The organism is Kerstersia gyiorum, from assembly GCF_048595715.1.
GTDB lineage: Bacteria > Pseudomonadota > Gammaproteobacteria > Burkholderiales > Burkholderiaceae_B > Kerstersia > Kerstersia gyiorum.
In genome coordinates this window covers 1,309,650-1,331,160 of record NZ_CP169556.1, presented here as the reverse complement: position 1 = coordinate 1,331,160, position 21,511 = coordinate 1,309,650, and the positions used below count along the sequence as shown (strand labels likewise).

General features: G+C 60.4%; 18 protein-coding genes and 2 tRNA genes. 3 read left to right on the top strand and 17 right to left on the bottom strand.

Annotated elements, in window-relative coordinates:
* Window positions 1-5: 5 nt before the first annotated feature.
* From mqo to ACEW7X_RS05810, 9 genes are all read right to left on the bottom strand, one after another.
* Window positions 6-1,508: a malate dehydrogenase (quinone) gene (gene mqo, locus ACEW7X_RS05850; protein ID WP_420177724.1), complete on the bottom strand. Its 1,503-nt coding sequence runs from the start codon at window positions 1,506-1,508 to the stop codon at window positions 6-8.
* 15 nt (window positions 1,509-1,523) lie between these two features.
* Window positions 1,524-1,919 (bottom strand): cupin domain-containing protein, encoded by a 396-nt coding sequence (locus tag ACEW7X_RS05845; RefSeq protein WP_068368951.1) that lies wholly within the window; start codon window positions 1,917-1,919, stop codon window positions 1,524-1,526.
* A gap of 244 nt (window positions 1,920-2,163) precedes the next feature.
* Window positions 2,164-3,090, bottom strand: coding sequence for an AEC family transporter (locus ACEW7X_RS05840; protein WP_068368953.1), 927 nt, complete (start codon window positions 3,088-3,090; stop codon window positions 2,164-2,166).
* Between the two features lie 408 nt (window positions 3,091-3,498).
* Window positions 3,499-3,798 carry an antibiotic biosynthesis monooxygenase family protein gene (locus tag ACEW7X_RS05835; RefSeq protein WP_068368956.1) on the bottom strand — a complete coding sequence of 100 codons (300 nt, stop codon included), beginning with the start codon at window positions 3,796-3,798 and terminating at the stop codon, window positions 3,499-3,501.
* Window positions 3,799-4,186: 388 nt separating this feature from the next.
* Window positions 4,187-4,263 (bottom strand) — tRNA-Pro (locus tag ACEW7X_RS05830).
* Between the two features lie 83 nt (window positions 4,264-4,346).
* Window positions 4,347-5,468 (bottom strand): 3-deoxy-7-phosphoheptulonate synthase, encoded by a 1,122-nt coding sequence (locus ACEW7X_RS05825; RefSeq protein WP_127773539.1) that lies wholly within the window; start codon window positions 5,466-5,468, stop codon window positions 4,347-4,349.
* 102 nt (window positions 5,469-5,570) lie between these two features.
* Window positions 5,571-6,224, bottom strand: a complete 654-nt coding sequence (locus ACEW7X_RS05820) for a CatB-related O-acetyltransferase (protein ID WP_153044086.1) — start codon at window positions 6,222-6,224, stop codon at window positions 5,571-5,573.
* Between the two features lie 178 nt (window positions 6,225-6,402).
* Complete coding sequence (locus tag ACEW7X_RS05815) at window positions 6,403-7,005, bottom strand: hypothetical protein (RefSeq protein ID WP_153044087.1); 603 nt, start codon at window positions 7,003-7,005, stop codon at window positions 6,403-6,405.
* A 235-nt stretch (window positions 7,006-7,240) separates the two neighbouring features.
* Window positions 7,241-8,023 (bottom strand): 3-hydroxybutyrate dehydrogenase, encoded by a 783-nt coding sequence (locus tag ACEW7X_RS05810; protein WP_127773537.1) that lies wholly within the window; start codon window positions 8,021-8,023, stop codon window positions 7,241-7,243.
* A 321-nt stretch (window positions 8,024-8,344) separates the two neighbouring features.
* Between ACEW7X_RS05810 and ACEW7X_RS05805 the strand changes: the two genes are divergently transcribed.
* Window positions 8,345-9,568: an alpha/beta fold hydrolase gene (locus ACEW7X_RS05805; RefSeq protein WP_127773536.1), complete on the top strand. Its 1,224-nt coding sequence runs from the start codon at window positions 8,345-8,347 to the stop codon at window positions 9,566-9,568.
* A gap of 137 nt (window positions 9,569-9,705) precedes the next feature.
* Here the strand turns inward: ACEW7X_RS05805 and ACEW7X_RS05800 are convergent.
* The 5 genes from ACEW7X_RS05800 to rpsU all read right to left on the bottom strand — a co-directional run bounded on the left by ACEW7X_RS05800 (window position 9,706) and on the right by rpsU (window position 15,117).
* A tRNA-Ile gene (locus ACEW7X_RS05800) sits at window positions 9,706-9,782 on the bottom strand.
* 95 nt (window positions 9,783-9,877) lie between these two features.
* Window positions 9,878-10,330: a DUF441 domain-containing protein gene (locus ACEW7X_RS05795; RefSeq protein WP_068368964.1), complete on the bottom strand. Its 453-nt coding sequence runs from the start codon at window positions 10,328-10,330 to the stop codon at window positions 9,878-9,880.
* Between the two features lie 16 nt (window positions 10,331-10,346).
* Complete coding sequence (rpoD, locus tag ACEW7X_RS05790; protein WP_068368968.1) at window positions 10,347-12,587, bottom strand: RNA polymerase sigma factor RpoD; 2,241 nt, start codon at window positions 12,585-12,587, stop codon at window positions 10,347-10,349.
* A gap of 250 nt (window positions 12,588-12,837) precedes the next feature.
* Window positions 12,838-14,892, bottom strand: a complete 2,055-nt coding sequence (gene dnaG, locus ACEW7X_RS05785) for a DNA primase (protein WP_068368971.1) — start codon at window positions 14,890-14,892, stop codon at window positions 12,838-12,840.
* A gap of 12 nt (window positions 14,893-14,904) precedes the next feature.
* Window positions 14,905-15,117 (bottom strand): 30S ribosomal protein S21, encoded by a 213-nt coding sequence (rpsU, locus tag ACEW7X_RS05780; RefSeq protein WP_006218592.1) that lies wholly within the window; start codon window positions 15,115-15,117, stop codon window positions 14,905-14,907.
* 350 nt (window positions 15,118-15,467) lie between these two features.
* Here rpsU and ACEW7X_RS05775 point away from each other — a divergent pair, with 350 nt between their 5' ends.
* Both ACEW7X_RS05775 and ACEW7X_RS05770 read left to right on the top strand, forming a co-directional pair.
* Entirely contained in the window at window positions 15,468-18,926 is a 3,459-nt protein-coding gene (locus ACEW7X_RS05775) for an AAA family ATPase (protein ID WP_420177723.1), read from the top strand.
* A 99-nt stretch (window positions 18,927-19,025) separates the two neighbouring features.
* Entirely contained in the window at window positions 19,026-19,505 is a 480-nt protein-coding gene (locus tag ACEW7X_RS05770; protein WP_068368977.1) for a hypothetical protein, read from the top strand.
* 99 nt (window positions 19,506-19,604) lie between these two features.
* Here the strand turns inward: ACEW7X_RS05770 and ACEW7X_RS05765 are convergent, their stop codons facing one another.
* The 3 genes from ACEW7X_RS05765 to ACEW7X_RS05755 are packed head-to-tail and all read right to left on the bottom strand — an operon-like array spanning window position 19,605 to window position 21,491.
* Entirely contained in the window at window positions 19,605-20,249 is a 645-nt protein-coding gene (locus ACEW7X_RS05765; protein ID WP_068369440.1) for a phosphoribosylanthranilate isomerase, read from the bottom strand.
* On the bottom strand, window positions 20,209-21,117 hold the full coding sequence (gene truA / locus ACEW7X_RS05760; protein ID WP_134838239.1) for a tRNA pseudouridine(38-40) synthase TruA: 909 nt from the start codon (window positions 21,115-21,117) through the stop codon (window positions 20,209-20,211). The genes ACEW7X_RS05765 and truA overlap by 41 nt, the downstream gene beginning before the upstream one ends.
* Window positions 21,117-21,491: a hypothetical protein gene (locus ACEW7X_RS05755; protein ID WP_068368983.1), complete on the bottom strand. Its 375-nt coding sequence runs from the start codon at window positions 21,489-21,491 to the stop codon at window positions 21,117-21,119. Before ACEW7X_RS05755 ends, truA begins: the two co-directional genes overlap by 1 nt.
* Window positions 21,492-21,511 lie beyond the last annotated feature (20 nt).

The following is a 21,511-nucleotide window of genomic DNA, read 5'->3' as shown; positions in this document are numbered from 1 at the left end:
AACCCTCAGATGAATTCCAGATTAAGCGTGGCAGCCGTCGACTTGCGGATTTCGCGGCAAGCATCGGCGTCCGTCTTCAGATCCACCCCATAGGTCGGGATGATGGTCTTCAGCCTGGGCAGCCAGCCATCGTCAGTCAGTTTGTCGGCAAAGCACTTCTGCAGCACTTCCAACGCAATGAAGGCGGCGGTCGAAGCGCCGGGCGAAGCGCCCAAGAGCGCGGCCAGCGACTTGTCGCCGGAAGCGATCAGCTCGGTGCCGAACTCCAGAACGCCTTCCTTCTCGGTGCCCGGCTTGATGATCTGCACACGCTGGCCCGCCACGGCGGTCGTCCAGTCCGGCGTCTTGGCATTGGGATAGAACTGGCGCAGCATCTCGAACTGATCCTTGGCGCTTTGCAGCACTTGGGAAATCAGGTATTCACTGAGTTGCCAGTTGTCCTTGGCCACGTCCAGCATGGGCAGGATGTTGCCCGGACGCACCGAGCGGAACAGGTCGGTCAGCGAACCATGCTTCAGGAAGCGCGTCGAGAAACCCGCATAAGGCCCGAACAGCACGGATTTCTTGCCGCCGATCACGCGCGTATCCAGGTGGGGTACGGACATGGGAGGCGAACCATGCGGCGCCTTGCCATAGACCTTGGCGTGGTGGCGTTCGCTGATGCTATCGACATCGCAACGCAGCCAGATGCCGCTGACCGGGAAGCCGCCGTAGCCGTGGCCTTCGGGAATATCGGACTTCTGCAGCAGTTCCAGCGCACCACCACCGGCACCGATGAACACGAACTTGGCTGTCAGGCTCTGGCGCTCGTGCGTTTTGGTGTCCTTCAGATCGACGCGCCAGCTACCATCGGCTGCGCGCTTCAGGTCGTCGACATGCTTGAAGTAGTGCACCGAGGCGTCGGGCTGGGCGCTGAACTGCTTGATCAGCAGGTGCGTCAAGGCACCGTAATCCACATCCGAGCCAGTGATAATGCGCGTAGCGGCAACCGGATCGTCACCCGTGCGGCCTTCCATGATCAGCGGCGCCCATTCTTCGATCTGCTCGGGATCTTCGCTGTACTCCATGCCGTGATAGCAATGGTGCGCGGACATTTCCTTGAAACGCTCACGCAGGTAGGCCACGTTGTCCTTGCCCCAGACGAAACTCATGTGGGGACAAGGGTGGATGAAAGCCTGCGGGTCGGGAATAGCCCCCTTCTTCACCAGGTAGGACCACAGCTGGCGCGACAGGTCGAACTCGGTATTGACTTCCAGCGCCTTGGAAATGTCCACTGTGCCGTCCGCACGGGCCGGGGTGTAGTTCATTTCGCAATTGGCTGCGTGACCGGTGCCCGCATTGTTCCAGCCATCAGAACTTTCCTGAGCGCAATCGCCCAATGCTTCGACGATCACGATTTTCAGCGAAGGCTCGAGTTCCTTCAGGACCGTGGACAGCGTGGCGCTCATGATGCCGGCGCCGATCATGACGATATCGGCACTTTCCGGCAGGTTCACATTATTCGACATATCTATCATTCCTCGTCAGTTGCCGGCCTTGGCCGGTGCGAACAGCACCTTGGCATCCTGGGCCAGAATCACATAGGCCCGGCGCCAGGGGTCGTTCCCGATCAGGCGCCAGCGATGCCCGCCGCCCGTCGTATCTTCAGCCCAGAGCACATCGCCCGGGGACAATTGAAAATGTTCTCCGCCGCGCGTTTCGAATTCCAGCGTGCCACTCAGCGTAAGCACGAACTGATGCGCCGGCGCTTCATGCCAATCAAAGCTGCCGCCCTCGCTGGTTTCACGAAACGAAATACTGACTGCCCCGGCCACGGCGCTAAGGGTGTCGCCGCGCTCGCCCTTGGGCAGATCAATCAAACCTTCTTCGAAATACGACTGGCCGTCAGCGCCAGTAAAAAGGTGAACACAACGGATCATTGAAAATCTCTCCTTGCCAACAAAGTGTCTATCGAGTGCGTCTACGCTTTCCCATGCCATCCCTGCACGGCAAACCATGGGAAAAAACAGAGCAAGCCCAGGCTGCCAGACGTGGCTGCAGGCGCCTGAGCGCCCGCCTGCCTTGCCCGCCGCCCGCCCCGATTTCAGGACAGGCGGCCTGGAACACCTCGCGCCGCACGCCCGCACCGGGGCCAGCGCTGCGACGCGCAGGTTCACACCAGCCTTACAGCCACTCGGACACCACCACGATGCCAAGCGTCATCGTCACCAGCGATACCAGCGTGCTGAGCAGCACGGTGGAAGCTGCCTCGTCCTTGTAGACGTTGTTGGCCACAGCCAGCGCCGGCGTCGCCGTCGCCGTCGGCAGGATGCCGATGATGAAGGCCGACTTCAGCAACATGCCTTCCAGGCCCAGCGCCAGGCCGACGCCCAGGATCACTGCCCCTTGCAGGATATTTTTGATAATGACGTTGAACACAATCTCGGAGCGCAGATTCATCTTGATGCCCGACAGGAACAGGCCCAGGAAGAAGAGCGCCACGCCGCCAGCAGTCTTGCCCAGTTCGTTGAGCGAGTTCTTGATGACATCCGGCACTTCCACGCCAGCGATTGCCAGCACAGCACCCAGGATGGGCAGGAACACCAACGGCTGCGACAAGGACTTGCCGAACGACTTCCAGGCGCTTTGGCCCTTGTTGCCGCCACCGATCATCATCAGCGCAATGGGCAGGATGATGACGGTATAGATCAGGTTGCCGATCACCATGGCGATCAAGCCGGACGAACCCACGGTTGCCAGCAGGATGGGAGGACCACAGTAGGCCATGTCAGGAAAAGACGCCGAGAGGGCCTGCATCGTTGCATCGGCACGGTTGTGCTTGTAGACCACCTTGCCGACGACATAGGCCACGACATAAGCCAGCACCAGACCGGCCGCCATGGCAAGCGCGAAGTCTGCATTGAGGATGGAGGAAGGCGAAGAACTCAACGCCGCCAGGAACAGCGCGATAGGCAGCGCGATTTTGACGACAAAATCGGCGAATGCCTGCGAATAATCTCGCTTGATGAAGCCATACTTACCGGAAAGCCAACCGACGGCCCCCCCGACAACAATAGGCCCCAAGGCCGCCATAATAATCTGCGTCAACATTCTTACACTCTCCTGCGTTTCTGAATAGGCAAAAAACCGGGTGCCGAAAAACCTGCAGTTCCTTATGGACGCAAGGGCGCCCTCATTACCGGAAAACAATCAATAAAAAACCTCATCATGATGGCGTGCCAACATGACAGAACGACAATTCAGCATTGCTGGTTGTTTGCATTTCGCCTGTGAAACACACAGCCATTCACCGAAGACACACGCAAAGAAACCCCCATGTGAAATTCACACAGGCAATAATGTTCATTACGGACAAGACTTAACAACCCGACCAGACTGTGCAAAAATACTATCGGCAATTACGCTTAATACTCTGCTTCGGCCCGAGGGCCGATGAATTGAGTCTTCTGGCGCCGTTCCTTCGAGAACCCGGCGCCGTCATCTGGACTGCTGACGGTGTCAGCCCCGGCTGACTTCCTCGACATGCACCGTCGTCGGCGCTGAGGCGAAGAAGGGGCTGATGATGGCGCGCCACGCAGGGAACGCGGGCGATTCCCGGAAACCCACCATGTGGTCTTCCAGCGTCTCCCATTTGATCTGCAATTGATATTGTTCGGGTGACTCTATTGCTCGGCGGACGCTATAGCCCAGAAACCCCTTGGACTTGGCAATGATGGTATCTGCACCCTGCTTGATTGCCGCTTCGAAATCGGCTTGCTGACCAGGGTGGATATGAATCGTGGTGACTTCGTAAATCATGTTCGCCCTCGGGGTTTCAGATCTTTCTCACTATAACTTATCCCAACCGACAAAACGTAAATCTTTATTGCAGATACCGGCCAAACGCGTAGTTTGCCTGGCAATCGTTGTTTTATTCCAGTCAAGAAATGATAACCTCGTTTTTCATCAGAGATTCACAATCATTCTCAGGGAAAACCACGAAATAGTCGTATTTGCTGAAATAAAAATAGTCCATGACAAAGCAAGGAGCCATTTGATTTAAATCAACTGAATTGCAAAAAAGATGAATTATCAAATGCGTGTGAATCGCACTTAATTGCGAAGACGAAATCAATGGCGCACCGCTGGCGCCAAAAAGCAACGGGGGTGACGGCCTATGCCGTCACCCCCGTTGCTTGTCATTCTGTGGTCGGGGCGACATGATTCGAACATGCGACCCTCTGGTCCCAAACCAGATGCGCTACCAGACTGCGCTACGCCCCGACTAAGAAAGAGATTGTATCCTAAATCACGGCAAACTCACACAGGCAGTACGTCCTGCGGCCTCCGCCATGTATGAACAGTGATCAAATCTGCCCACGGCGCTGGCGCACGGCAGCGGCAAGCGTTTCCAGCACCCCTTCCGTCTGCCCCCAGCCCAGGCAGGCATCGGTAATAGAAACGCCGCGCTGCAGCGAGACACCAGGTTTGAGGTCTTGCCGCCCTTCCTCCAGATTGCTTTCCAGCATGATGCCAGTAATGCGCTGGTCGCCAGCGGCGATCTGCGCCGCGAGATCCGCAGCAACGTCGATCTGGCGTTGGTGTGATTTGTTCGAATTCGCGTGCGAGCAGTCCACCATGACCTGCTCACGCAGGCCGGCCTTGCGCAACACTGCGCAACATGCCTCGATACTGGCAGCATCGTAGTTCGGGCCCGGCTTGCCACCACGCAGAATGACATGCGCATCCTCATTGCCGCGGGTTTCGAAGATCGCCGCCACACCCATCTTGGTCATACCAATGAACGCATGGCTGGAACTGGCCGCAACAATCGCGTCCGCCGCCACCTGCACGCCACCATCGGTGCCATTCTTGAATCCGATGGGGCAGCTCAGGCCCGACACCAGCTGGCGATGGCTCTGACTTTCGGTCGTCCGGGCACCGATCGCACCCCAGGCAATCAGATCGGCAATGAACTGCGGACTAAGCAAGTCCAGGAATTCAGTACCGACTGGCAAGCCCAGCTGCGCGATTTCCAGCAGCAGTTTACGCGCACGGCGCAAGCCTTCATTGATGCAGAAGCTCCCATCCAGGCGCGGATCGTTGATGTAGCCCTTCCAGCCCACCGTCGTACGCGGCTTTTCGAAGTACACGCGCATAACGATCAGCAAGTCATCGCGAAAGCGCTCAGCAGCCCCCTTGAGCAGGTGTGCATACTCCATGGCCTGCCCATGGTCATGGATAGAACATGGCCCGACCACTACCACAGGACGGTCATCGCGGCCATGCAGAACATCGGCAATAGCGTCCCGCGCCTGCTGCACAGAATGGTGCGCGGATTCCGGCACGGGCAATTCGTCTTCCAGCAGGGCGGGCGAGATCAGGGGGCGCACGGCGCTGATGCGTACATCATTGATGCGCAAGGCATCCTGCGTCACCGGCGCGGTTTCGACGGCGGCATCAGGCAGCGTGGCGGTATGACTGCTCACAGGGCTTCTCCGGTAGGAAATTGATGGCCCGTTTGCTCTCGGGCCCGACCCCGTGATTATCGCACTGCAACATCAAAAAATTACGCAGGACTCGCGCCACGACTATCGCGATGAGGTCCTGCTTGCATCGAAATGCTCGGCGGCCGCCAGCAAAGCGCCAAAATCGCTGCCGCACAGCAAGGGACGCAGCGCCTCGAACTTTTCCTCGCTCCAGCGATAGATGCCCAGCGCCAGGACGGACTCCACCGTTGCCGCCGCAAAGCGCTGCCGGATGGGCACAGCCGGGTTGCCCGCTACCACGGTATAGGGAGCCACGTCCTTGGTCACGATCGCCCCGGATGCAACGACAGCCCCTTCCCCTATCGTCACGCCCGGCATGATCATGGCCCGCATACCTATCCAGGCGCCGTCGCCGATGGTCGTATCGCCCTTGCCCACATAGGCCTGCTCCAGCGTTTCAACAAAAGGGTACAGGCTGAACCAATCCATGCGATGGGTATGGTTACCCCCCATGAGGATCACCGCTTGCGCGCCGATACAGACATAATCGCCGATATACAGCTGATCTATGGGCCAAAGCGGGTCCCAGGCCTGCAGGCTGTATTCGTCGCCATACAGGTAGCGCACCACGCTTTGCTCGAAAGAACCGCTCCAGGCGTCGCTGTAGTAGCTATGGGTGCCGCGGATGTGGATATTCGGGTTCCGTACGCTCTCGTGCAGATACTCGACCCTGGACCAGTGCTTGGAAGGCGTCATACCGTTTTCCTGCTTCATGATGACGCAGCGAATAAAGCCTCGCTGCATGGCTGGCGCACCGCATGCCCCAGAGCTGCCTGAGTGGGGGCGGAGGGGTGGGCCCGAGGCCGGAACGGGTGCAGACCGAGGCCAGGCCAAGCCTGTACCGGCCCGGCTTTGCCAACGCGGCCAGGCAGCCTCAGAAACCCGGGCTCGCCGACTGCTGGTTGCGCAGGAACTCGATGCGCGCCTGGCTCCAGGCCGGATCATGCAATTGCAACTTGGTGCCCGACACCGACAGAACGGCCTGCTGCCTCATCGAGCATCCCATGCCGGGATTATCGCTGGGTGATTCGCACCATTCCTGCTTCATCGAATTGGGCGCATTGGATGGCTCGCCATAGCGGGTCACCGCACGCTGCGCCATCGCAGCCTCATTGCTTTGCGTCCAGGGAATTTCATAGATGATCTGCGACACGGCCAGCGGATCGGCAGCATTGACGGGCACCCTGGGTTCGAAATGCACCAGAAGCTTTTCATTGCCGGCTTCATACACCAGATAGGATGGCAACTTGGTGCCAGTCACCGGATTCACCGACGGATAAGGGTCAGACTTCACCGCATCGGCGGCAATATTGAAATGCCTGGCCATGACCTGACGCACTGCGTCCAGGCCCATGCCCGTCTTCACGCCCGCCACATCGAACTCGCGCGCGTCCACGGAACGCGGCTGCGCCGACACGGAAAAAACTGCCAGCAAGCCGGCAGCGGCGAACAAGGGAAAGAAATAGGAACGTCGCACGAAAACTCCTAGGAAGTGGCTCGGATCGACCATGAAACTGGCCTGTGCACATGACCAGCCGCTGCCGCCGCGTGCGGAAGCGTCAAGGAAATTGTAGTCAAGAACGCCAACCTTCGTTTTCCCGTCCCGACTTGCCCGGTTTGATGGCCTTGCGACTGCTGCCAGGGTGCGAATCAACATGCGGCTGGTGCGCGCCGGCCACCCGGCGCACATGGCCAGCACACCTGCGCCATACCTATTGCATGAACCAGCCGTGGCTGACGACCAGCGACTGTCCGGTCAGCGCATTGCTGCTGGCACCGGCAAAAAACAGCACGGCCTCGGCGACATCCGCAGTCGTCGTGAATTCGCCATCGACAGTGTCCTTGAGCATGATCGTCTTCACGACCTGCTCTTCGGTGATCCCGAACTCCTGGGCCTGCTCCGGAATCTGCTTGTCGACCAGCGGCGTACGCACAAAACCGGGGCAAACAACATTGGCCGTCACATTGTGTTCTGCACCCTCTTTGGCCAACACCTTGGCCAGACCGATCAGGCCGTGTTTGGCCGTGACATAGGGCGCCTTCAGCTTGGAAGCTTCCTTGGAGTGCACCGACCCCATATACACCACGCGGCCGTAGTTGGCCGCATACATATGCTTCAGGCAAGCGCGCGTGGTCAGGAATGCGCCGTCCAGATGGATAGCCAACAGCTTTTTCCATTCCTCATAAGGAAAATCAACCAGTGGCTTGACGATCTGGATACCCGCATTGCTGACCAGCACATCAATCTTGCCGTACCTGGCGATCACTTCTGCAATGCCCTGTTCCACCTGCGCTTCGTCCGTCACATTCATCGCGACGGCAAATGCATCGGCGCCGGTCTTGCGAATTTCCTCAGCCGTTGCCTGCGCGGCCTGCAAATTCAGGTCGGCGATAACGGACGTACCACCCTCCGCCGCGAAACGCACTGCGATTTCCTTGCCAATACCACTGGCGGCACCAGTGATGATGCCGATTTTTCCATCAAAACGAGACATGAACAAACTCCTGTCGAAGATTGCGAGAGTTGGGTGCAAGACAATCGTAGAACACTTCACCCGGTATCAGGTGTCAAATCGGCGCCATCGTGACCAGCAGACACAGCTTAGGGCCGGAAGCGCCCCCGTCGCCCCCGCCCGCACGCCCCTCCGTCCCCGGCCACCCGCTCGCGATCATGAGCAAGACCTCGGGGAAACCATGTCTTTCGGATTTTATATTTATATAAAATAATTAAATTCCAGACCTTAAAAGGGATTTTCTGGAAAATAACTTACAAAATATAAATATTATGCAAATCCAATACTGGAGGAGAAACATACATGAAAACGAACCATCGCCAGAGTACGCTGGCAGCACTCATTGCCACGTTGGCATCCAGCGTCGTCCTGAGCGCATGTGGTGGCGACGGCAATTCTGGAGACGCCCATGCCGCGCCAGCACCTGAACTGCAGGTCGGCCCGCTGGGATCGGCGTTCTGGGATGTCTATCGCCGCCCGCCCGCCACTGCCAAAGCAGGCGACATCCTTTACATCCAGGCCCGCACGGATGCACCGACTGGCGCCAAGGGTTGGAACGTGATCTACGTCTCGGAAATCGCCCAGGGCAAACTGGCCTATGTGTCGGGAGAAATCTATGCTCCCCAGGAAAGCGTGGCGCAGGAACGCGACGTTATCCTGTGGAACCACGAAACCACCGGCGTGGCCGATGCCTGCGCGCCATCCCGCCGGGACACCGACGAAGAACGGATTCCAGCGATCAAGGCACTGCTGGCCAAGGGCTATATCGTGGTCATGAGCGACTACCCCGGACAGGGCTTGCCCGGCCCGGCCTATTACATGGCCGGCCAGCCCAATGCGCGGGCCTCGCTCGACATGCTGAGGGTTGCGCAACAGATTCCTGACATCAAGGCATCCAAGCGCTATGTCATGTATGGCTGGTCGCAAGGTGGGCAGACCACCATGTGGGCCGAATCCATCGCCCAGCAGTACGTACCGGACTTCACCGGGTTGGGTGCCGCACTGATTGCCCCGGGCGTAAGAATCAAGGACCTCACGCTCAACTCGATGAAAAACACATCGCTGGCCGGGTATGTCATATCCACCCTGCCTGGCATCAAGGCATATTTCCCTGAGCTGCGCTACCGCGACTTCCTCACGACGGAAGGCCTGGAACAATTTCCTGCCATGGCCGATGGCTGCTTCGATGTCTGGAGCGCTGCAGCAAACGTGAGCGCCCCCTATCAACCCGATGCACTGGTGGAAGGATCACCATGGTGGCAAGCCATGTCGGCGGTGGATAACTTCAAACCCAGCGGCCACATGCCCTTCATCATCTTCCAGGGAGATGCGGACAAGGACACGCCTATCGAACTGACGCTTCGGGAGCGGGACGCCATCTGTGAAGCCGGTGCTGCCGCAGAATTCCTGACCTTCGCCGACCACGACCACAGCGCCGTGGTACCAGAAGCCGCCAAGCGCTTCCCGGACTGGGCCGAAGCCAGATTCCAGGGCCGCGCTCCCACCAACCAGTGCCAACCTAAATAAGCGCAACAGCACTTTCAGCAGACTTCCTGGATGCCGCCCGACCGCTGCTTCACGCCGGGCGGCGGCCAGCATGCACGAACCTATGCAATTGAAGGACAAAAAAATACGGCCCACATCGCTGTGAGCCGCATCAATACTGGTAGGCCGTGCTGGACTTGAACCAGCGACCAAAGGATTATGAGTCCTCTGCTCTAACCAACTGAGCTAACGGCCCCCAAGCTCATTATTATGACATGCTTGGTGGCCATTGCAAAACAGTAGCGCCCTGGAAATCCCCTGGAAATCTGTTACCCGCCACCCGTGGCCGGGTCAGGATTTCCCTATCAACAGAGACAGCAGGCCCGCTGCAATCAGCGGCCCCACCGGTACGCCACGGAAGAATGCCACACCGATCAGGGTTCCCATCAGCAGGCCAGCCACGATCTGCGGGCTGTTGCCCATCAGGACCACGCCCCGCCCGCCCAGCCAGGCCACGCCGATACCAACCAGCACCGCCAGGAAAGAACGCCATTCCACGAAGGAGTGCAGCAGGTCGCTGACACTGATGCGGCCGCTGGCAATGGGTGTCATCACGCCTACCATCAGGATGATGATGCCCACGCTGAGGCCGTATTTCTGCACCCAGGGAAAATGCGCCTGCAGCGGCGTCAGCCGTACAAACAACAGCACCAGCATGGCGATGGATACCGCCATGTTGTGGCTGACGTAGCCGAGAACGGCAAACGCCAGCAACAACAGTATCGTCGGATCCGCCCAGCTCATTGCAGGAAGGCTTCCATTACTGCCCTTCCAGGAAGCTCTTCAGTTTGTCCGCACGGCTGGGGTGGCGCAGCTTGCGCAAGGCCTTGGCTTCTATTTGGCGGATGCGCTCGCGGGTGACGTCGAATTGTTTGCCGACCTCTTCCAGCGTCTGGTCGGTGCTCATTTCGATACCAAAACGCATGCGCAGCACCTTGGCCTCACGCGGCGTCAGCGAATCCAGCACTTCCTTGACCACGTCGCGCATGGAGCCATGCAGCGCGGCTTCGGCAGGTGCCAGATTGGCCGTGTCCTCGATGAAATCGCCCAGGTGGGAATCGTCGTCGTCACCGATCGGCGTTTCCATGGAGATGGGCTCCTTGGCGATCTTCAGGATCTTGCGGATCTTGTCTTCCGGCATGTCCATCTTGGCCGCCAGGGTTGCGGGATCCGGCTCGGCGCCGGTTTCCTGCAGGATCTGACGATTGATCCGGTTCATCTTGTTGATCGTTTCGATCATGTGGACCGGAATACGGATGGTGCGCGCCTGATCGGCAATGGAGCGCGTGATGGCCTGGCGGATCCACCATGTGGCGTAGGTCGAGAACTTGTAGCCACGGCGGTATTCGAACTTGTCCACCGCCTTCATCAGACCGATGTTGCCTTCCTGGATCAGATCCAGGAATTGCAGGCCGCGGTTGGTGTACTTCTTGGCAATGGAGATCACCAAACGCAGGTTGGCCTCTATCATCTCGCGCTTGGCCTTGCGGGCCTTGGCCTCGCCGGTTGCCATGCGTTTGTTGACGTCCTTGAGATCCTTGAGCGGCAGCACGACGCGGTCCTGCAACTCAATGAGCTTGTTCTGCAGCTCCTGCACGTCAGGAATATGGCGTGCCAGGGTTTCCGAATACGGATAGCCGGCATCCACTTCCTTTTGCACCCATTCCAGATTGGTTTCCTGGCCCGGGAAGACCTTGATGAAGTGGCTGCGCGGCATGCCGGCGCGATCCACACAAACCGACAGCACTGCACGCTCCAGCTGGCGTACTTCTTCCACCTGCGAACGCAAGGTGTCAGCCAGACGCTCGACCATCTTGGCCGTGAAGCGGATGCCCAGGAACTCCTCCTGGATACCTTCCTGCGCCTCAAGGTAACGGGCCGAACGGTAGCCGCCGGTCTCGTAGCATTCACGCATCACGCCGAACCATTTTTCGACGCGATCGAATTTTTCCAGCGTTTCAACACGTAGCGTTTCCAGCTGCTTGCTGCTCATGCCGCCTGCGGGGCCGTCGTCACCGCTGTCAGTCACACCGGCGCCTGCATACTCTTCACCGTCCTGGTCCAGCAGGCCGTCGACGATTTCGTCAACCTGGCTGGAACCATCGCGTACCTTGGCAACGTGCGCCAGGATTTCCAAGATGGTGGTCGGACACGCGGAAATGGCCATGACCATGTGCTTCAGGCCATCTTCGATACGCTTGGCAATTTCGATTTCGCCTTCGCGCGTCAGCAGTTCGACAGAACCCATTTCGCGCATGTACATGCGCACCGGGTCGGTCGTACGGCCGAAGTCGGAATCCACCGTCGTGAGCGCAGCTTCCGCTTCATCCTCAACATCGTCGTCATTGGATGCCACCGGCGCGTTTTCGCTCATCAGCAGCGTTTCAGCGTCGGGCGCCTGGTCATAGACTGCGATGCCCATGTCGCTGAACGTGCTGATGATGCCGTCGATGGCTTCGGCGTCCACCAGATCATCCGGCAGATGATCGTTGATTTCGCCGTAGGTCAGGTAGCCGCGATCCTTGCCCAGCTTGATGAGCTGCTTCAGGCGGTTGCGGCGAGCTTCGTATTCCTCGGGCGACACGGGGCCGCGCGCGATCAGATCCTTGGGATCCGCCTTGCCGCGCTTGCCGCGCTTGGCCGGCTTGAAATCAGGAACGATTTCGCCGTCTTGATCCATGTCGTCATCGAAATCCGCGCTGACGTTAGCGCTCTTGGCAGGACGGCCGGGGCGACGGCCGGTACCGGCAACCTTGGGCGCAGCCGCTGCCTTGGGCTCGGCAGCCTTCTTGGCTGCCGTCTTGGTCGCGCTCTTGGCTGCCGTCTTCGTCGTCTTGGCCGCGCCTGCTGCTGCCACCTTGACCGCAGCCTTGGCCGGCGTCTTGGCAGCGGCGCGCGTCACCTTGCGGGCGCCAGTCGTTGCCGCACTGCCTGTATCCGGCACGTCGATATGCGTCTGTTGGTCTGCCTTCGAACTTTTTGCGGTTTTGGATTGGGTCATAATGGTTTCCGTAGCGAAGTTGCCGCCACAAAACGGGAGGGCTGTCTGATTCTGCCGACAGCCCAAACAGTGAACAGGACAAAAAAGAGCGAGAACAACTCGGCATCAAGCGCCGAAAAGCCGGAAGTAACAAGACTTCCGGCATCAGGCGGGCTAAGACCCGCAGCATCATCCGACCGCAACTCCGAGAAAAGGTTCGGGGCAGACATCGCAAACCCCTGAATCTTAACTTATTTGCGGGAACACTACACTAAGCGTTCCCCAAGGCCCTCAGGCGGCGCGTCAGATCCTGGTATAACTTTTTCGACTCATCATCCGTCAGGCCGGACGCCACCAGGGCATCCAGTTCCAACTTCAGCGCCTCGCGCTCGACATTGCGCAAGCCCCCTTCCCACTCCAGTTGCGGGTCGGGCAGCTCTTCGCTGCCAAGCACGTCGCGCGACAGGTCATGCAGGATGCCCGCCAACTCGGATTCAGCAGGCACGGCTTCCATCATGGCGCCGATATGCCTCGCTCCCGAATCCTGAAGCAGCGTCACCAACTCCCTGACCATACGCATATGGGGGCTGCCATCTAGAACTTCAAGCTGCTGCTCGCCCATTTCGTCGACCAGCCCGGGATGGCTCACCAGCAACCGCAATAATTTACGTGGCAGGCTGGCCACTTGCTGGCCGCCGCTCAAGGGCGGCACTCCCCGGTTCCGTCCTTCATTCCAGCGCCCGCCGTCCTTGCGCCGCTTACCCCGATCCCCATCCCTGCCACTGCCATTCCATGTCCGGCGGCCGGTGCCCGGCTGCGGCGGCGCCTGGAAGGTTTCCTGTGCCGGCCAATAGCCGCCTTCGTGATCCATGCCGCCCTGGAAACCGATGTCATCGGGAACCACATCATCTGGCGCGACCATCCAGGGTGGCGGCGCTTCCGCCACGCCATGGCGCCCGTCTGCGTGACTACCGCCGGCGTGAGCCTCGGCTGCACCAGCTGCCGGCGCGGCGTGCCGCCCCGGCGCCTGGGCCTCGCCCGCGCGGAACATGGCATGCAGCTCCTCAGGGGTAAGCCGCACCTGCCGCGCGAATTCATTGTGCAGCTGGACCTTCAGCGCGCAATCCGGAATCTCGGCAAACAGCGGCCGGGCTTCGTGGATGCAGGCAGCGCGCCCTTCAACTTCGTCAAGGACATGGCGCGCAGCAAGCTCATCGAGCAGGAAACGCGACAACGGCTGGGCTTCGGCCAACGTGGCACGGAATGCTTCGGCCCCGAAGGCGCGAACGTAGGAATCCGGATCGTGATCTTCCGGCAGGAACAGGAAGCGGATGGAAATGTCATCGCGCAGCAAGGCCAAGCAGGTATTGAGCGCCCGCCAGGCCGCACGACGCCCCGCCTTGTCGCCATCGAAGGAGAACACCACGTTCTCGCTGGCGCGCAGCAGCTTCTGCACATGCTGAGGCGTCGTTGCCGTGCCCAGCGTAGCCACGGCATGCTCCACGCCCAGTTGCGCAAGGCCAACCACATCCATGTAGCCTTCCACCACCAGTACCTGGCCGGCGGCCCGGATCGCCTGGCGCGCTTCCCACAGGCCATACAATTCCTGCCCCTTGGAAAACAAAGGAGTTTCCGGGGAATTCAGGTACTTGGGCTCGCCTTTGCCGATGATGCGGCCGCCAAAGCCTATCAGCGCGCCGCGGGCGTTCCGAATGGGAAAGGTGACGCGCTCGCGGAAGCGGTCATAACGGCGCCCGTCGTCCGCTTCCACGACCAACCCGACCTCAACCAGCACGGGATCATCGTAACGCTCGAAGACATTGGACAAGCCCCGGCGATCGTCGCCGGTCCAGCCCAGGCCGTAGCGCTTGGCGATCTCGCCAGTCAGCCCGCGCCCCTGCAGATAGCGGCGCGCCTGGGCGGACTGGCGCAACTGCGCCAGATAGTATTCCTGGGCTTTTTCCAGTGCCTGCGTATGCCGCGATACCTCTTCCTTGCGCCTGGCGGCCTCGGCCTGCTGGCGCGGGCTGCGCGGCTCTTCCGGCACGTTCATGCCTGCCGAAGCGGCAAGCGAACGCACAGCTTCCGGGAAACTGGCCCCGGTGTGCTCCATCAGGAAGGTAATCGCGCTGCCATGCGCTCCGCAACCAAAGCAGTGGTAGAACTGTTTGGTGGGGCTGACAGTAAAGGAAGGGGATTTTTCGTTATGGAAGGGGCAGAGACCTAAAAGGTTCGCCCCACCCTTGCGCAGCTGCACATAACGCCCGACGACATCCGTAATATCGACCCGGGCGAGAAGTTCCTGGATGAAAGAATCAGGAATCACTCACTGAACAGATCAGTAGAGGCGCGGAGGCAGTTGTTGGCTGCGGATACGCTTGTAATGACGCTTCACGGCGGCAGCATGCTTGCGCTTGCGCTCAGCGGTGGGCTTTTCGTAGAACTCGCGCGAACGCAGTTCGGTCAGCAGACCCGTCTTTTCGATGGTGCGCTTGAAGCGGCGCAGAGCGGCTTCAAACGGCTCGTTTTCTTTCAGGCGAACAATAGGCATGAATTCTATTACGCAGTTAAAAAATGGATGGAATGAGGTGCATACTTAATCGTCGGATTCTATCACGTTACGTGGGAGATTCAAAACCCGGACTGTTGCCTCACCGCCAAAGGGCCTGCGGTTACAAATTCGTTCGCCGGCGCACACCCGGCAGTTGCGCTTGTTCCGACGGCGGAAATGGCTCGTTCAGGTGATGCGCATGAACATTTACAACTCACACAGAATGGCACAAGTGTGACAACGAAAACAAGAATTCACTCACAACTGGAAGCACTGCACGTCAGGCAACAAGCCGGCGGAATGCCTATACTTCAAGGTCATGCCATACACCCCCAGCATTTCCCTCAAGCATGCCCCCTATCAAGCCGATCACCTTCCTAGACATCCTCAAGCTATCCAAAGTCACCGCGCTGCAACATGGTCTTATGCGCATCAACATGGATATCGTCAGCGAGACACTGAAGACTTTTGTCGACACGACGGATCTCCCTGACGAAGTCGCCTGGAAGTTCGGCCTGGACCCCAAGGACAAGAAGGCCCCCAAACGCAAGGATGGCATCCAGCGTTTGGCCGAGTCCCCGGCCAAACCATCCGTCTCGCTCACTGCCGACGTTTCTTCGCTGCGTAACGAATATGGCGCCAATCCTGTCGCCGGGCTGTTCCTGCCGGAACAGGACACGAATACCGCTCCCCCGGACGTGGCCGACGACATCACCAACAACGCCCCCCTCCCCCCCGCCGATCCCGCTATCTGCTCGGACAATGCATCCGGGACCGTGCCCGGCATAACCCCGGAAGAATCTGCCCAAGGGCGCGAGGTCACGCTGCAGGAATGCCTGGTACTGGCGGGGCAACAGGCCACTGCCAGCGGCCGCGACACGATTTCCGTCAGCTCCTTGCGCGAAGCATTGGCGCTGTATGTAGATACCAGCGGCGTGGGGCTGCATCACGCGGCCTTGCTGGGCATCACGGGCAAGCCTGCGGCGCGTACCGATGGCATCACCTGCCTGGCCGGCGCGCCCGCCGAACCACCCCTGCCTCTGAGCAACGAAGTCGCGGCACTTCTTGAACAATTCAAGGACGAGACCCTGACGCTGCGGCTGCCCGCATCTGGCGCGCCGCCCAGAGCAACGAAGTCCAGCGAAACCAGCAACAAGCACGACCGTCGCAACCATCCCGGACACAGCCCCGCCAGCGGCGAACCCGCTCCTGGCACAGGCAAAGAGCAGGAAGCGCAGGCAGCAGAGGACGGCAGCACCACCATCTCCCGAGAGGAACGCGTTCCCGCCGCGCTGAAACAGGTGGATGAGCAACTGCAAGAGCTGGAAGCCACGATCATCGGCCAGCCTGCCGCCCTGGCCCGCCTGCGCACGGAACTGCTGGCACGCGCGCTGGGTTTGAATACGCCGGGCAAGCCTCGCCTGCTGGTTTGCGTCGGCCCCTCCGGCACCGGCAAGTCATTGCTGGCACGCAAGCTGGCCGACGCCAACGACGGCAAAGGTCTGGTACTGAACATGGCCAGCTTCCAGAGCCACAACGAAGGCTTCGGACTGACCGGCCTACGCGAAGGCTACAGCAACGCCGGCCCCGGCCGACTGACAGGATTCGTGCGCCGGCATCCGCGCGCGGTGGTGGTCTTTGACGATGTAGACCGCGCCCACCCCAACGTCCAGAACATTCTGGCCAATCTGCTCAGCGACGGTTATCTCGAAGATGAGTACGGGTTCGGCAATGAAAAGGAACGCTCGCGCGCGGAAAGCCGACGGGTATCCTTCAAATCGGCCCAGTTGATTTTCACGCTGCGTCCCAGCCCGGAACTAGCCGAAGATAATACGCTTTCCACGTTGATCCGGGAAAATCCGGCACAGGCAGCCACCCTGCTCGCCGAAGACATGCTGGCCCGCCGGGACAGCGATGACAGCCTGGATAGCAGCCGCGAAAACGGCAGCATCTCCGCCTATCTGGCAGGCTACCTTGCCAACGCCACTATTCTGCCGTTCGCAGAACTGACGATAGACTCGCTGACCCGTATCGCCAGAAAATCCCTGGCGAACTTTGCCGAGCTATTCAGCAAGCAGGCCATTCCGGTCGAGTTCGACAACCTCGACCTGATCTCGTCAATCATCACGCTGTCCTTCGGGCCCGACATCGCACCGCTGGACCTGGCAGAAGCCGGCACGCACTGGCTTACCGAAGCCTGCTTTGCAGACACTGCCGCCAGCAGCCAACTGCCGGAGCGCGTTGAAGTCAGCGTTGCCCAGGAAGTGACCGACTGGTTCGCAGAACATCCGCTGGACGCCCTGCATCGCAACCAGTTTCGCCGCCGGGAGGTGTTGCGCTACGACCTCAGCCCGCAGCGCCAGGACGGCGTGCTGAAGCTGGTCATCAGCGCTGTACGCCTGGAACGCATACAGGGCCGCAAGGATTATGGCGCCGATGATGGCTTTGCCATTGAGATTCCAGACCTGCGTTTCAGCGACATCAAGGGGCATACGCGAGCCAAGGAAAGGCTGCAACAAATCATTCAGCTGTTCAATGCCCCGGCCATGGCCACGTCGGCCGCAGACGCCCAGCAAACGCCGCCCCCGAAGGGCATGCTGCTGCACGGCCGCCCCGGCACCGGCAAGACGATGCTGGCCAAGGCACTGGCGGCGGAAGCCGGCGTGCCGTTCATTTCCGTCGCCGGCCCGCAACTGTTCAACCCCGCCCTGACCCGCTCGATTTTCAGCCGGGCGCGGCGTTATGCCCCCAGCATCGTCTTCATCGACGAAATCGACGCCCTGGGCATACGCGGGATGCGCGGCATGGAACCGGCCATCAATCAATTGTTGGCCGAGATCGACGGTTTTGGCTCGCGTTCGGAACATCCCGTCTTCATCATCGCCGCCACCAACTTCCTGGCCAATGTCGACCCGGCGCTGCTGCGTTCCGGGCGCCTGGACCTGCTCATGGAAGTGCCACTGCTGGACCGCGAAGCGCGCCGCCACTTCATCGAGTCGCGGCTGTGCTCGCTGCCCCACCCGCAGGCCGGCGCCGCCGCAGCCTGGAACATCGACGCACTGGTGGCCATGACGGCCGGCATGAGCGGCGCCGACTTTGAAAAGGTCTATCGCGAACTGCTGCTATCCCAGCAACAAAGCCAGGACGGCAAAGATGGCCACGTCAGCTACGAGCAGTTGCTGGAACAGATCAATACCGTGAAATACGGCGAGCGCAGCCGTCGCAAACCGCTGCAGGAATACCTCGCCGCCGTTGCCTACCATGAAGCCGGACACGCCGTGCTGGCTGCGCTGCTGCATCCCGAACGCCCGCTGGAGCAGGTCACCATTGCCGGGCGCGGGGATGCACACGGCTTTGTCGCCCTTTCCCGCGACGACGAACATGCCCTCCGCCCCATGAACCGCAACGAGGCCATGAACGATCTTTGCGTCAAGCTGGCTGGACGGGTAGCCCAGCTGCGGCAATTCCCCGTGTCCGAATCGTCCGGCGGCAGTGACAACGGCGCCGCCAGCGACCTGGCCAAGGCCACCGAAATGGCGTGGCTGGCCATCACCCAGTGGGGCCTGGACGAAAGCTTCGGCTGGCTCTCTCTGGCCCCCTTCGACAACCCGCTGCCGCCGGCCTGGATGGAGCGCGCCCAGACCCGTGTGGACATCTGGCTGCAGCAGGCCCGGGAACGCACCGAAAAACTGGTGGAAAACCACTGGGCAGTCATCGCCAAGCTGGCCGAGCAACTGCTGCAGGACGAAACACTGGACGGCCAGGCTGTGCTCAAGCTCATCGAAGAGCAAAAAAACGGCGCCGCATGAACAACGCCGCCATCTCCGTCATACCCGGGCTGCCCTGCATGCGCCGAGCACGTGCAGGGCAGCCCGCCATTTCCGCAACCTTGAAAAGGAACCCCTCTCATGAGCTCCAAGACTGAAGACCTGCAAAAGCTGTACCAAGAGGTTCTTGACTACAAATCGGACATCGACGACGACGGCGATGTGCGCTTCCGCCACCCGGAAATGGGTGTGTTCTACATTTCCATCGACGCGGAAGGCGACCCGGAATTCCTGCGTCTCGTATTCCCGAACTTCGCGGACGACGAGCGCACCGGCCTGTCACGCGAACAACTGCTGGAACTGGCCAACGAAGTCAACATCAAGAACAAGGCCGCCAAGCTCACCGTCAGCTACATGAACAGCGACAACACCTGGAACGTCAGCGCCCAGATCGAATGCTTCATTGCGCCGGCCGACCAATCCCCGGACCCGGACCTGCTGCGCGCCACCATGAACCGCAACATTTCGGCCATCCGCGCCAGCCTGTCGACTTTCCACCAGGCAGTGGAAGAAGCCAAGGGCTCGGCATCGGAAGAAGGCGAAGAAGGCGATTCCATCTGATCAGCCCTGGGCAGCCCGCCCAGGCAAGCAGGCTGCCCAAGCACGCTCGAGACGGCGGGCCATCCCTGCCATCTGCGGCCTCGCTCGGGCTGCCCAGCATCAGGCCTGTGCCGCGCGCACGGCCTCGATGAAACGGCGGATTTTCAGTGCATTCTTGATGCCAGGCGCATCCTCGACGCCACTGCTGACATCAACGGCAACCGGACGCACGCGTTGAATTGCCGCCCCGATATTGCCTTCATTCAGACCGCCGGACAGAATCAGGCGCCTGCGGTTCTCCTCTTTCCAGCCATCCAGCAGGCCGTGGTCGAATACCGTGCCGCTGCCGCCATAACCCGGGCTGTCCGTATCCAGCAGGCAGCCATCGGCCCGGGCATAGTCCTGCATCTGCCGCGCCAGGGACTCGCCCGTCACGCCGCCCTCCTTGGGCACGCGCAGCGCCTTGAGCCAGGGATGCCCGTAGGACATGCACTCCTGTGCGCTTTCATCTCCGTGGAACTGCAGCAGGTGCGGACGTACCTCGCGCAAAACCGCCTCGACTTCCGTACGGACAGGGTTGACGAACAAGGCCACCACCGTCACGAAGGGCGGCACCAGGGCGCGCAGGGCGCCAGCCTGCTCGGGTGTCACGTAGCGCTTGCTGGGCGGATAGAACACGAAACCCAGCGCGTCGGCGCCGCCATCCACGACCGCCAGCACATCCTCAGGCCGAGTCAGGCCGCAAATCTTGATTCTTGTCATGATTTTCCTTGCTCTGCCCGGCACCGGCCAACCCTAGATGACCGGCTGCGGCAATCAGCTCGCCACCGGGCGACAGTGCCAGGCCAGGCATGATTTCCAGGCCGTCCTGGTAAGGCAAGCCGTAAAGGGCCGGATAATCGACCGCACACAGATACAGTCCGGCAGCCGAATACGTCGGTGCGGCGCGGCGCCTGTCCCGTTCCAGCAGCAACTCCCGCATGCGCTCGACGGTATAGCGTCCCTGCCCCACGTAGACCAGCGAACCAATGATATTGCGCACCATGTGGTGCAAAAAAGCATTCGCCTTGAGCACGAATACGATCATGTCGCCATGACGCTGGATATCCAGGCGCTGCATGACACGCACGGGATGGGCCGCCTGGCATTGCGAAGAGCGAAAGCTGCTGAAATCATGCTCGCCCAGCAAATACGCGGCACCGGCACGCATGGCCTCCACATCCAGCGGACGGAAGCACCAGCCTGCGCGCCTGGCCCACAAGGGCGAACGGTAAGGACGATTCCACAGCAGATACACGTAGGTACGCGCCTGGGCAGAAAAGCGCGCATGAAAATCCTCAGGGACTTCCCGAGCCCACTGCACCGCAATGCTTTCCGGCAAATGAGCATTCAGGCCACGAATCCAGGCCACATCGCGTCGTTGCAGATCGGTATCCAGATGCACCACCTGCAGACATGCGTGTACCCCGGTATCGGTGCGGCCCGCACAGATCGTCGGCACATGCGTGCCGGTAAAGGCCATCAAGGCCTTTTCCAGTTCATCCTGTACCGTGTTACCGCCGGGCTGTGTCTGCCAGCCCAGCCAGGGAGAGCCTTCATAGGACAGTCCCAGCGCCACCCTGCGGCGCGCCATCAGCGCCGCTCTCCGGATTTGCCGGAGCGGCCTGCAGCGGGAACGTCCGCCTCGGCCGGCGGCGCATCCAGGTCCAGGTCGATGGCAGATAGCTGCTGCTCGAACTTCTGGCGCGCCTGTTCCATGCGTTGCGCCTGGATACCATCGCTGGGGAACGCTGCCGCGGCTTCCGGGGCCACGGCATCATCTTCCGAAGCGTCGTCCGCGCCATCATCAACATCGGTATTTTCACTGCCATGATCGGCATGACCGCTGTCTTCGGTGTCTTGCCTGGCGCCGGCACGGCGCATCAGGAAAGCCACCCAGAATGCCACTACTGCCAGCAGGACGGTGCCCAACACCAGGCCATAGCCCTGCCCAAATTGCGCGTCCAAAGCTCACTCCCTTCCGGGAA